This window comes from uncultured Slackia sp. (genome assembly GCF_959608125.1).
GTDB lineage: Bacteria > Actinomycetota > Coriobacteriia > Coriobacteriales > Eggerthellaceae > Slackia.
In genome coordinates this window covers 1-13,017 of record NZ_CAUHPG010000006.1, presented here as the reverse complement: position 1 = coordinate 13,017, position 13,017 = coordinate 1, and the positions used below count along the sequence as shown (strand labels likewise).

The following is a 13,017-nucleotide window of genomic DNA, read 5'->3' as shown; positions in this document are numbered from 1 at the left end:
GTACCATGTATGCCCGAACGGCGATTCAACGGAAAGGAGTAACTGACATGTTCGCAACCGCACAGCAGTTTTCCTTCCGACGCCAGGACCGACGTAACACGCTGCGATGCACGCGTGTGTTTCTTGCGGTCCATACAAGGTAGCTTCCTTGTAGCATCCCATCATAAGGACCCTGAAGCACCCGGCATCGCCGGGTGCTTTTTTGTTTTCGGGCGAATGGCGGCGAAGCGCCGCAGCCACCGCAAGAAACCATGACAGCGCATGCATCGGGCATGCATACGACGGGCCGCAGGGGCGGCGAATCGAACGCGACGCCGGCCGCGCAAGCAGCAACGGCGCGGCTGACGAAAAGGAGATTGAACATGGAAACCACGATGAACGCGAACAAGGGCCAGGCCAAAGAAAAGGTCGTTCTGGCGTATTCGGGCGGCCTGGACACTTCGGTGTGCCTGAAGTGGCTGCAGGTCGAGAAGGGCTTCGACGTCATCGCCGTGTGCGGTAACGTGGGCCAGGACGAAAGCGACCTGGCCGCGATCAAGCAGAAGGCCCTGGACATGGGCGCCATCGCCTCGTTCGCCGTGGACATGCGCGAGGAATACGCCAACGAGTTCCTCGCCCTGGCGCTCGCCGCCAACGGCCTGTACGAGAACTCCTACCCGTTGCTTTCCGCGCTTTCGCGCCCGCTGCTTTCAAAGCACATGGTCGAAGTGGCCCACGCGCTCGGCGCGCACTACATCGCCCACGGCTGCACGGGTAAGGGCAACGACCAGGTGCGTTTCGAGACTTCGATCAAGGCGCTCGACCCCACGCTCGAAATCGTCGCGCCGGTGCGCGAGTGGGACCTGCACTGCCGCGAGGAGGAAATCGAATGGGCGAAGGCCCACGGCGTGCCGGTTGCCGCCACGAAGAAGTCCCCGTATTCGATCGACGACAACCTGTGGGGACGCGCCATCGAGTGCGGCGTGCTCGAGGACCCCTGGGCCGAACCTCCCGCGGACATCTGGACGCTGACCGCTGATGCGGCCGACGCCCCCGACCATGCCGAGTACGTCGAAATCGGCTTCGAGCAGGGCGTTCCCTGCTCGCTTAACGGTGAGGACATGCCCTTCGTCGACATCGTGAAGGCCCTCAACGTGAAGGCCGGCGCGCACGGCATCGGACGTCTCGACATGGTGGAGAACCGTCTCGTGGGCGTGAAGTCGCGCGAGTGCTACGAGGTTCCCGCGGCGAAGGTCTTGATCGACGCCCACAAGGCGCTTGAGACCCTGTGCCTCGACGGCGCGACGCAGCACTACAAGCTGGGCGTCGAGCAGCAGTGGGCCACGGCGGTGTATCAGGGCATGTGGTTCTCCCCGCTGAAGATGGCGCTCGATTCGTTCTGCGCCGCGACGCAGCAATACGTCACCGGCACGGTGAAGATGAAACTGTACAAGGGAAGCTGCACCGTGACGGGCCGCAAGAGCCCCTATTCGCTCTACGACTTCAACCTGGCCAGCTACGGCGCCGACGACGTATTCAACCACGAGTCGGCCAAGGGCTTCATCGACCTGTACGGTCTGCCCGTGACCACGTGGTCGGCTATGCAGGGTCCCGCGGCCGATGTCGCGCCGCAGGCCGATCAGGCCGCCGACGAGACGGCCGCAGCCAACGCCGCGTAGACAGAAGTTCTGTAAAATACCTCGTCAAATTCGAAGCTATCTGAAAGAAACCATGCAGGCGACGCATGGTGCGGGAAAGGTTTTATCAATGGCACTGTGGTCGGGAAGGTTCGTCGGAGGCGTTGATGCCTTCACCCAGGAGTTCGGCGCATCGCTCGAGGTCGACAAGAACATGTACGCGCACGATATCGCCGGATCGCGCGCCCATGCCAAGATGCTCGCCGCGCAGGGCGTCATCTCCGCCGAGGATGCCGCGTCGATCGACGCGGGCCTCGCGGCCGTGAAGGAGCGCATGGACGACGGTTCGTTCGTCTTCGACGTGAACGACGAAGACATCCACATGGCGGTCGAGGCGGCGCTCATCGCCGACATCGGCTCGGCCGGCGCTCGCCTGCACACGGGCCGCTCGCGCAACGACCAGGTGGCCACCGACCTGCGTCTGTATGCGAAAGACTTGCTCATGTCGCTGATGGAGGGCAATATCGCGCTTCGTCACGTGCTGATCGAGAAGGCGCAGGCTCACTTCGGCGTGGTCATGCCCGGTTACACGCATCTGCAGCATGCCCAGCCGGTGCTGTTCAGCCATCATATGCTTGCGTACTTCTGGATGTTCACGCGCGACTTCGCGCGCCTGGCCGCCGCATACGATGCGGCTGACGCGAATCCGCTCGGATCTGCGGCGCTGGCGGGAACCACCTATCCGCTCGACCGCGCCATGACGAGCGAGCTGCTGGGCTTCGACCACGCGATCCCCAATTCGCTCGACGCCGTGTCCGACCGCGACTATCTGCTCGATCTTGAGTATGCCTGCAGCGTGTCGATGATGCATCTGTCGCGTCTGTGCGAGGAAATCATCCTGTGGTCGTCGTCGGAGTATTCCTTCATCACGCTTTCCGACGCCTTCTCGACCGGTAGCTCGATCATGCCGCAGAAGAAGAACCCCGACTTCGCCGAGCTGACGCGCGGCAAGATGGGCCGCGTGGTTGGCGACCTGGTGGGCCTGCTGGTCACCATGAAGTCGCTGCCGCTGGCTTACAACAAGGACCTGCAGGAATGCAAGGAGGGCGCGATCGACGCCGCGAAGACCCTGCACGACTGCATGCTGTGCATGGGCGGCATGATCGAGACCATGGAGCTTAACGAGGCCGCCATGCGCAAGGCGTCGGGCCAGGGCTTCATGGCCGCCACCGATGTGGCCGACTATCTGGCGAAGAAGGGCATGCCGTTCCGCGAGGCCCACGCGGTGGTGGGACGTTTGGTCCTGCTGTGCGAAACCGAGGGCTGCGGCCTCGAAGATCTGACGCTCGAGCAGCTCAAGAGCGCAAGCAATCTGTTCGAGGACGACATCGCGGGCGAGCTCGACATCGACGCCATCGTGGCAGCCCGCACCACCTATGGCGGCACCGGCCACGACGCCGTGCGCGTTCAGCTGGACGAGGCGGCCGCGGCGCTCGCCGCCGACGAGGCGTCGCTCGCATAGGGCGTTTCGATACGGATAAGGGGTATATGGTCTGCGGAAACGGACGGTTTCAAGTCCCTTCCACAGTCCATCGAAACAACGACGCCTCCGCGCATGAGCAGCGGAGGCGTCGTTTCGTTTCGCGTCGTTTAGCGAATTTCGTCGATCACGAGGGGCACGAACTCGAACGTGCGGCAGTCCACCAACCCGCGGTTGGTCAGGCGCAGTTCGGGAATGCAGGCGAGCGAGAGCAGGGCCATCGTCATGAACGGCGACGGCATGGCGCAGCCCATCTGCTCCCACGCGCGCTCGAGCCCCGCCACCTGGGCGGCCACGTCTTCGAGCGGACGCGTGCTCATCAGGCCCGCTACGGGAAGCTCCACCAAGCCCAGCACTTCGCCGTCGCGCACGGCTGTCGCCCCGCCGCCGCAGGCGATCAGCGTGTTGGCTGCAAGCGCCATGTCTTCGTCGCTGCTTCCCACCACTAGCAGGTTGTGGGCGTCGTGGGCCACGGTCTGTGCGAACGCGCCCTTGATGCCGAAGCCTGAAACTAGGCCGCATCCGTGTGTTTTCGTGGCGTTGTGCCGCTCGAAGACGAAAGCCTTCAGCACGTCGCGTTCCACATCGGCTTCGATGGCGCCGTTTTCGACGGGCATTTCGACGATGCGCTCGACGTTGTTGACGCGTCCCGAAAGCGCCTCCATGACGCGCACGCGCACGGCGCCGCTTTCGATCGCGCGCCCGTCGGCTGCTACTGCGGGGATGCGGAAGGTGTCCGCTGCGATGTCTTCGCCCACGTGCATGGTATCGGTCATCCAGGCGGGGTAGTCGAAAGGCTCCACCTCGAACGTCGCCTTGCCGTTTTCGGCCGCCACCTCGCCGTCGATCATGACGAGCGAGATGTCGAAATCGGCCAGGCTGGAGAAAAGCACCATGTCGGCGCACTTGCCGGGCGCGATGCTTCCCAGCTCGTGTTCCATATGGAAGCACGTGGCCGTGTTGATGGTGACCATCTGCAGCGCGACGAGCGCGTCGATGCCTTCCTTCACGGCGCGGCGCAGAATATGATCGAGGTGGCCGTATTCGACGAGCGTGTTGGGATGGGTGTCGTCCGATATCAGGTTGAAGAAGCGCGTGTCCACGGCCCCGTCGGCGATGGCGGGTGCCAGCTGGGCCAGGTCGCGCCAGGCCGAACCTTCGCGCAGTTGGGCGTATTGGCCCAGGCGCGCTTTGGCCAGCGCGTCCTCGGCGCGTGTGGATTCGTGGCAGCAGCGGATGCCCGCGCTTATGTAGGCGTTCAGGCCGCGGTCGGTTTCGGGGACGGAGTAATGGCCCGTCACGCAGCCGCCCGCTTTCAGCGTGGCCGCTATTTCATCGAGCGGGCGGGCATCGCCTGAAAGCACGCCGGGGAAATTCATCATTTCGCCGAGGCCTACCACGCAATCCCACGTCATGCTTTCGGCGATGTCGTCCGGACCGATCGCGCTGCCGGTGTCTTCGAACCCGGGAACGGCCGGTACGCATGAGGGCGTGGTCACCATGGCCTTGAGCGGCGTACGGCGCACGTCTTCCACCATGGCCTTCACGCCGGCGAGGCCGACGACGTTCGCCACCTCGTGCGGATCCCAGTAGATGCCCACCGTGCCATGGGCCACAACGGCTCGCGCGTACTGCGCTGCGCCCATCATGGACGACTCTACGTGGATATGTCCGTCCAGGAATCCGGGCGCAAGGTAGCGCCCGTCCGCTTCGATGACGCGTGTCCCATCGCCGATGCAGTGCGCGGCGTTTCCTATATAGGCGATGCGTCCGCATGAAACGGCTACGTCGACGCCTTCGATGACTTCGCGCGTGTTCACGTTGACCAGGCGTGCGTTGCGAACCACGGTTTCGGCGGGGGCGCGGCCTAGGGCCACGTCGGCAAGGGTCTTGCTGCACTCCCACAGCGGCGTTTTGCAGAATCGGTTGATCATGAGGGGCTCCTCTCGCCGGGGTCGGCTTCATCATACGCGACCGCATCCAAAGCGGGGGCGCGGCCCGCTGGGTCCTCACGGTCCACACGGTTCGGCTTTTACTATCGTACGCTAAAGTGCTACAATGCCTGACGTTTTGCTGCCGACCACGTAAGGAGGAAGGTTTATGAAGAATACGACGCTTAAGCGAACCGAAACGGTCGCATTCTGCGGCTTGGCCATCGCGCTTCTGGCCGTGAGCGCCTGGGTCACCGTGCCGTTCGGCCCGGTGCCGTTCACGTTGCAGACCATGGTCTTGGTGTTCATCGTGACGTTGTTTCCCGCACGCCAGGCTTTGATCGGCGTTTTCGGCTACCTTGCTTTGGGCGCCGTGGGCGTGCCGGTGTTTTCGGGCATGAAAGGCGGTTTGGCCTCCATCGTGGGTCCGACGGGCGGTTTCTTGGTGGGCTTCGGCATCGGCGCCATTCTGGCGGTGCTGCTGTTCAAGGCCTGGCGTCGTCCCGAGAGCAAGGCTATGCGCGCGGCGCGTGCAGGCGCGGGCGCCCTGGTGCTGCTTCTGGCGTCGTATCTGTGCGGCTGGATCCAGCTCATGGTGCTGACGGGCATGGGCCCGGTGGCAGCGTTCGCCGCAGGCATCGCGCCCTTCATCGTACTCGACGCCATCAAGCTGTTCGTCGGCGTGGCGCTGGCCCAGACGGTCGAAAGCGCCGTGCCTGCCTTTCGCGCCGCGCAGCACAAGGCGTAAGGGCCGAAAGGACTAACTGTATATATGCGTGCAAACGCGAGGACGGGCGCCGGCGTGTCGCAGCCGGCGCCCGTTTGTGTAAAGGATGCCCTCGTTGCGCTTCGTCCCGAACGGATTCCGGCCCCTCGGCTCCGCTTTCGACGAGGGTGGGGCATTTGAAAGAACAACCAGGCACCAGCGCTGGAAGTTCTTGATTATGTGCGCAATCACGTCGATTGACGCGTTCGCGCGCGAGGGGCGTTGTAAAATCCGTATCGTTTCGACCGGCCCGGCGCGCAGCGAAGCCGCAGCGCCCGCCGGTCTTTTGTTTTACCGTCTTGCCGCGCAGCCGCCGCATCCAGGTCCTGGTGCCACGAAGCCGCGGTGTGCGGCGCTTTCGCGATAGACGGCGCGTTCGAAGAATTCGGAGGGTTTCGGCGATGGCTGAACATGCATATATCCTGGCGTTCGATACGGCCAACGAGGTGGTGGCCGTCGGTCTCGGCCGCATTGATGCGGCGTCGCGCGACGACGTGGCGACATTGAGGCGGCCGTGCGCCCTGTCCGACATCGCAGCCGCGCGCGAGGTCGAAGCCCATCGTGCCAGCAATACCGTGCTGCTCTCCTTGGTCGATGACGTGCTGGCCGAGGCGGGCGTTTCGAAGGACATGATCGCTGCCGTGGTGTGCGGCCGCGGTCCTGGAAGCTTCACGGGCGTGCGCATCTGCATGGCTACCGCGAAGGGCGCCGCATCCGCGTTGGAGGTGCCGCTGTTCGGCGTGTCCACGCTCGATGCCGTCGCATGGAACGCATGGGCGCAGGGCCTGCGCGGTCGCGTGCTGGTCGCCGCCGACGCCATGCGCAAAGAGGTCTATCCCGTGTTGTTCGACATCGCAGAGGCGGGCGTTTCGCGCCTGACTGCCGATGCCGTGGTCAAAGCGGTCGATGCCCCTGCGTGGGCGGCTGAGGCCCTGCAGGCTCTCGGCGAGAGCGCCGATGCATGCCGCTTCGATGCCGTTTTGGGCGATGGCCTGGTGAAATACGCCGATATCTTCGAGCCGTTGGGCGTCGTGGCCGACGAATCCCTGTGGGCCGTCAGCGGACGCGGTCTGCTCTTGGCCGAGCGCCTAGGCGCCGACCCCGCAACGTTGCTGCCCGTGTACACCCGTCTTTCCGATGCCGAGGAAAACGAGCGTATCCGCCTGGCGAAAGAAGACGGCGGCAAGAACCTGCGCACCGGCGTGCAGCTGTTCGAGGGCTCGCAGGACGCCGCCCCGATCGACTACCGTCCGCTCGACGCGGCCCACGCAGCCGATGTGGCACGCTTGGAGAAGATGACCATGGGAAGCGATGCCTGGAAGGCGTCGCTTGTGGCCGACGAACTTCCTCGCAAGGATCGCACCTGGTGGGCCGCCTTCGATGGTCCTGCGCTGGTAGGCTATTGCGGCGGTTGGGTTGTTGACGGCCAGGTGCAGATCCTCAAGATCGCGACCGACCCTGCATATCGCCGCCGCGGCATCGCCGCCGAGTTGATCGCTTTGGTGGCATCCGATGCGCGCAATCTGGGGGCGACGGAGATGTCGCTCGAGGTGCGTGCGTCCAACGCCGGCGCCCAGACGTTCTACGAGCGTATGGGCCTGGTTAACATTGGCACGCGTCCGCATTACTACAGCGACCGCGAAGACGCGACGATCATGAGCGGTCCTTTGCCCGAGGCGCGCCGCGACGTGGCGGGCATGCGCCTGCATGTCGACGACGTGGCGGGCGGCACCGATGCGTGCGAGACCGCATCGCATCCGCTGATCCTTGCCATCGAAAGCTCGTGCGACGAGACCGCCGCTTCGATAGTCGACGGCACGGGCGCGCTTCTGTCCGATGTGGTTGCTTCGCAGATCGATTTCCATTCGCGTTTCGGAGGCGTGGTTCCTGAAATCGCCAGCCGCAAGCATATCGAAGCCATCTGCGGCGTGTGCGACGAATGCCTCGAGTCCGCCGCGCGCAGCCTCGGCGTTCGCGGCCTGCGTTGGCGCGACCTCGATGCCGTCGCGGTGACGTACGCGCCCGGCCTGGTGGGCGCGCTCGTGGTGGGCGTGGCCTTCGCCAAGGGAGCCGCATGGGGAGCCGATCTGCCGCTGATCGCGGTGAACCATCTCGAGGGCCATCTTTATGCGAACAAGATCGCCACGCCGGACATCCAGCCGCCCATGGTCGTGTCGCTCGTGTCGGGCGGCCACACCATGCTCGTGCACGTGCGCGACTGGGGCGATTACGTCACCATGGGGTCGACGATCGACGATGCGGTGGGCGAGGCCTTCGACAAGGTGGCCAAGGCGCTCGGCCTTGGATATCCCGGCGGTCCCATCATCAGCAAGCTGGCGGCTAAGGGCGACCCGAAGGCGATCGATTTCCCGCGCGCGCTCATGCACTCGGGCGATTTGCGCTTCAGCCTGTCAGGCCTCAAGACCGCGGTGACTACTTATATACAGAAAGAGCAGCAGGCGGGCCGCGAACTCGACATGCCGAACATCGCGGCGAGCTTCCAGCAGGCCGTGGTGGACGTGCAGGTGAAAAAGGCCATGGCGGCGCTTGACGAGACGGGCGCGCGCGAATTCTGCGTGGGCGGCGGCGTGTCCGCCAATCCCGGCCTGCGCGCGGCGTACGAGAAGGCTTGCAAGAAGCGCGGCGTTCGCCTTTCGATGCCGCCCCTTTCGGCCTGCGGCGACCAGGCGGCCATGATTGCGCTTGTGGCGCACGACCGCTATAAACAGGGCAAATTCGCCGATTGGTCGCTTGACGTGAAGGCCCATGCTCCGCTCGACGAGGCGTATTAACTTCATCGGCTTCCCATTCCGCGAAACGAGCCGTCCGCTACTGGAAGGCGCGGCGGCGTATGTGATAGACTTTTGCGGCCTGCTATTTCGTAGCGGGCCGTCATTTTCTCCACGTCGGAAGGACTTATGTAGGTGCAGCCGTATTTCCTGTAGGAAATAACCTCTTATACGGATCGCGTGCGTTGCGACATCGTCGTCTATTCCGCGCGTTCTGCATCACGCGGCTTTTCAGCCGCGATTTCTGCATACCTGCATTCTTTCGACATAAGGAGAACTTCTATGGGATTTTCCTCCCGTCCGCTTCCGGATAATTCCGCCGAGTCGCGCTTGAGCGCGTCTGGCCGCCCTCTTTCCAAAAACTGGCTTGCAATCATCGCTTTTATTTGGGCCGGCCAAGCTGTCTCTATGTTCACGAGCTACGCGGCGAGCTTCGCCGCCGTGTGGTGCGTCACCGAGACCACGGGTAGCGCCATTCTGCTGTCGGCCATGAGCATCTGCGCTTATCTGCCCCAGGGCATTCTGTCGCCTTACGGAGGAGTCGTCGCCGACCGCTATAACCGCAAGGCGGTCATCATCGCGGCCGACATGGCGGTGGGGCTGGTGTCGCTTGCGCTCGGCCTGTTCATTCTGTTGGGCGATGTGAGCATCGCGGCCATTATGTTCATGGTGGTCGCGCGCAGCGTCGGTCAGGCGTTCCACGGGCCGGCTATGATGGCGGCCATGCCTATGCTCGTTCCCGAGAAACATCTTCTGCGCATCAACACGCTCGACATGATGCTGATGAGCGTGGCGGGCATCGTGTCGCCCGCGCTGGGCATCATGCTCTACGAAGGCGTCGGTTTCCATGCCGTCATGTTCCTCGATTTCGCCGGCGCTGCGCTGGCCTGCCTTGCGCTGGTCAAGGCGCACATTCCTTCCGTTCATGAAGAGGCGGCCGCCTGCGAGAAGCGCCATCCCCTGGCCGAGATGAAGGAGGGCTGGGATGCCCTGCGCGCGAACCGCGGTTTGTTCCTGCTGATCGTGCTGATCACGCTCGGCATGGTGAGCTTCGGGCCGATGGGCTCGCTCTATCCGCTCATGACCTATGACCACTTCGGCGGCGACGGCTTCATGGCGGCCGTGGCCGAGGCGACGTTTGCGGGCGGCTTGTTCGTCGGGTCGCTCATCATCATGGCGTGGGGCGGCGGAAAGCGTCTGGCGCTGCTGTTGGGTGTGTCGTGCGTGGCGTTCGGCGTGCTGGCGACCGCGTCGGGTCTGCTGGCGCCTTCGATGTTTTGGGTGTTCGCGGTGTTGTGCGTGCTCATGGGCATGGTGTGCGCCTGGTTCAACGGACCCACGGTCACGCTCGTCCAGCGCAATGTGCCCGAAGAGAAGATGGGTCGCGCGCTCGGCTTCGTCACGGCCGCCATGGGCCTGGCGTCTCCGATCGGCATCGCCATCGGCGGCGTTGCGGCCGAACCCATCGGCGTGGCGCCGTTCTTCGTGATCGACGGCATCGTCTGCGCGCTCATCGGCATCGCGCTTTATCTGCCGAAAAGCGTGCGCGCGCTTGATGAACCGTCCGCCGAATAGCCGCAGCGCCGTTGCGGACCGGTTTGAGCTTGATCGGTTCGCAGCTTGTTTCGCATGATTTCGCACAACATGCGTCGTCGATGCAGCGGTCGGCTTCGTCCGCCGGGAATCAGACTGCGTATTTCTCGGGCTTGTGGCGTGCTAAGATGCCGCCATGGCCCGATCCGGCGGGCCATCGGCTCGTTCGTACTCGTGAGAGGCGGAAAAGTTGGACGAAATCTTCGTATGGTTCGCCGAGCGCATCACCGCTTCGGGCGGCGTGGTGCCTGCCTTCATCGATTACTTCGCCGTCGTGGTGGGCGTCGTCACGGGGGCGATGTTCGCTTGCGACCGGAAACTCGATATCGTGGGAACCACGGTGTGCGGCCTGCTTACCGCCTATGGCGGAGGCATTCTGCGCGACTTCCTTTTGCAAGACGAGGGCGTGTATTTCATGTCGCACCCGTACCTGTTCTTGCTATGCGTCGGACTCTGCTTCTTCGTGTTCTATTTCCGGGGGATCTTCCGTCACCTGCCCTCGCTTATTTTTCTGTGCGACACGCTTTCGGTCGCGCTGTATGCCGTCGCGGGCGCGAGCAAGGCGTTCGATTGCGGAAGCGGCGTGGTGATGTCGGTCGTTTTGGGGGCCATCGTCGGCGTCGGCGGCGGCGCTATTCGCGATTCGTTCGTCGGCGAAGTTCCCGGTATTTTCAAATCGAGCAATTACTATGCCGTCGCGGCCATCGGCGGGTCGTTCGCGTACGTCTTCTTCGCTTCGTTCGGCATCGACCCTGCGGTCGCCGCGGCGATTTGCGTTCTTACCGTCCTGGTGCTGCGCTATGCGAGCGTGTATTTCGATTGGCGCACGGGTGACGATCCTATCGATTTGACGCCGTATGTGTCGCGTCCGTTCGAGCGCCTGGCATACGTCATCAGGGCGTTGTTTCTGGGCGGCGGCAAGAAGGAGCGCAGGCGCCGCATGCGTAAAGAGAAGACGATGCGCTTCGATGAAGAATCCGACTTGTTCGACGACGGCGACGAAGGGCGAGGGAAGTCGCCTGCACCTGGGAGTTCTTCCGCTTCGGGCGACACGTTGAAATATATGCGCTGATCGACGGCGCCGATCTTCTCATCCTTCGATTCCGCGTCGGCTTCCGGAGGCTTCGCGCATGTATCCGATTGGTGACGGATCCGGGTAGAGCGCATTTCCGATACTCGAGGGGCTACTGTTCAGGTATCATTTGCTGGTATTGAAAAACGGCTGTTCAAGCCGTTTCGGAATTCGCATAGGGCGGGTTCCGACGAGACCCTTGCAACCGTCCTGAAAGGAGAGAGTCTCACCTATGCCTGTTGGCCTAAGTCTGCTTCTTGTCGTTTTCTTCCTTCTGATGAACGCGTTTTTCGTCATGGCCGAGTTTTCGCTTGTGCGTGTGCGTAAATCGCAGGTCGATATGCTGGTCGAAGAGGGCCGTCCGGGCTCTAAGTACGCCCAGCTGATCGCCAATAACGTCAACGCCTATCTTTCCGCTTGTCAGCTCGGCATCACGTTGGCTTCGCTTGCCCTCGGCTGGCTGGGCGAGCCTGCCGTATCGGCTTTGTTCCACCCGCTGTTCACGCTTCTCGGCGTTCCCGACAGCGTGAATTTCGCCGTGTCGGTGGCGATCGGCTTCTGCCTGGTCACGGCGCTGCATATCGTGGTGGGCGAGCTCATTCCCAAATCGCTCGCTATTTTCAGCACCGAAAAATACGCGCTGTTCACGGCCGGTCCCCTGGTGTGGTTCTATCGCCTCACCTATCCGATTATGTGGCTGTTCAATTCGATCACCAATGGCGTGGTGCGTCTGATGGGCCATGACCCCGCCGACGAGCACGACGTCTATACCGAAGAGGAAATCCGTCTGCTTATCGACGAAAGCACCGAAAACGGCCTGATCGATTCCGAGCAGAACGAATTCGTGGATAACATCTTCGATATCGCCGATAAAGACGTCGAAGCGATCATGACCCCGCGTCCCGATATGGTATGCCTGGGCCTCGAGGATTCGCTCGAAGAGAATCTGCATGTGGTCGAAGAGCATAAGTTCACGCGCTTCCCCGTGTATCGCAAGGATAAAGACGATATCGTCGGATTCGTGCATATCAAGGACCTCTACAATCTCGATCCTGGCATCACGATGTCCGATATCCGTATTCGCCGCATCGTCGCCGCGCCTGAGAGCATGCCTGTGGTCAAGCTTCTTCAGCTGCTTAAGAAGGAGAAGACCAAGATTGCCATCGTGGTCGACGAGCATGGCGGCACGTCCGGCGTCGTTACGATGGGCGACATCTTCGAAGAGATCATCGGCGATTACGACGACGAGTACGTGCATAGCAACAACGAAACCCTGACCAAGGTTTCCGAGGGTCACTTCCTTACCACCGGCGCATGCTCTATCGACGATTTCGCCGAATGCGTGGGCTTCGATCCCGATGGCTTCCCCGAGTACGAAACCCTCGGCGGCCTGTTGCTCGAATCGTTCGACCGCATTCCCGAGGCCGGCGACGAAACCACGTATGCCGAAGGCAACGTAAGCGTTCGCTTCGTGGTTCGTTCGATGGACGTCCGCCGCATCGGTCAGGTCGAGTTCTGGGTTACCGTCGACGAATCGGAGGAAGAGGAGAAATAGCCTTGTCGCTCGCCGCCGATCGATGATGCGTGATGCGGTCTTTATCGAATAATGTCGGACCCATACGGTCCGAATCGAAACGCCCCGTTTTTGAACTAGACCCCAAAAGTGCAAAGGACCCCGTTTTCTGAACGGCAAAAGAAGTGAATCAAGCG

The 13,017-nt window shown here is 62.7% G+C and carries 8 protein-coding genes; 7 read left to right on the top strand and 1 reads right to left on the bottom strand.

The window, feature by feature from the left end:
• The first annotated feature begins 362 nt into the window (after positions 1–362).
• Together Q6E04_RS02980 and argH are read left to right on the top strand one after the other, a co-directional pair.
• Entirely contained in the window at positions 363–1,658 is a 1,296-nt protein-coding gene (locus tag Q6E04_RS02980; protein ID WP_303249322.1) for an argininosuccinate synthase, read from the top strand.
• Between the two features lie 88 nt (positions 1,659–1,746).
• Positions 1,747–3,138, top strand: coding sequence for an argininosuccinate lyase (argH, locus tag Q6E04_RS02975; protein ID WP_303249321.1), 1,392 nt, complete (start codon positions 1,747–1,749; stop codon positions 3,136–3,138).
• A gap of 128 nt (positions 3,139–3,266) precedes the next feature.
• Here the strand turns inward: argH and ade are convergent, their stop codons facing one another.
• Positions 3,267–5,090, bottom strand: a complete 1,824-nt coding sequence (ade, locus tag Q6E04_RS02970) for an adenine deaminase (protein WP_303249320.1) — start codon at positions 5,088–5,090, stop codon at positions 3,267–3,269.
• Positions 5,091–5,256: 166 nt separating this feature from the next.
• On the opposite strand from ade, the gene Q6E04_RS02965 reads away from it, so the two are divergent.
• From Q6E04_RS02965 to Q6E04_RS02945, 5 genes are all read left to right on the top strand, one after another.
• Positions 5,257–5,835, top strand: coding sequence for a biotin transporter BioY (locus Q6E04_RS02965; RefSeq protein WP_303249319.1), 579 nt, complete (start codon positions 5,257–5,259; stop codon positions 5,833–5,835).
• Between the two features lie 419 nt (positions 5,836–6,254).
• Positions 6,255–8,645, top strand: coding sequence for a tRNA (adenosine(37)-N6)-threonylcarbamoyltransferase complex transferase subunit TsaD (tsaD, locus tag Q6E04_RS02960; protein WP_303249318.1), 2,391 nt, complete (start codon positions 6,255–6,257; stop codon positions 8,643–8,645).
• Between the two features lie 279 nt (positions 8,646–8,924).
• Positions 8,925–10,217 (top strand): MFS transporter, encoded by a 1,293-nt coding sequence (locus tag Q6E04_RS02955; RefSeq protein WP_303249317.1) that lies wholly within the window; start codon positions 8,925–8,927, stop codon positions 10,215–10,217.
• 208 nt (positions 10,218–10,425) lie between these two features.
• Positions 10,426–11,307 (top strand): trimeric intracellular cation channel family protein, encoded by an 882-nt coding sequence (locus Q6E04_RS02950; protein ID WP_303249316.1) that lies wholly within the window; start codon positions 10,426–10,428, stop codon positions 11,305–11,307.
• Positions 11,308–11,539: 232 nt separating this feature from the next.
• Complete coding sequence (locus tag Q6E04_RS02945) at positions 11,540–12,862, top strand: hemolysin family protein (protein ID WP_303249315.1); 1,323 nt, start codon at positions 11,540–11,542, stop codon at positions 12,860–12,862.
• Positions 12,863–13,017: the final 155 nt, after the last annotated feature.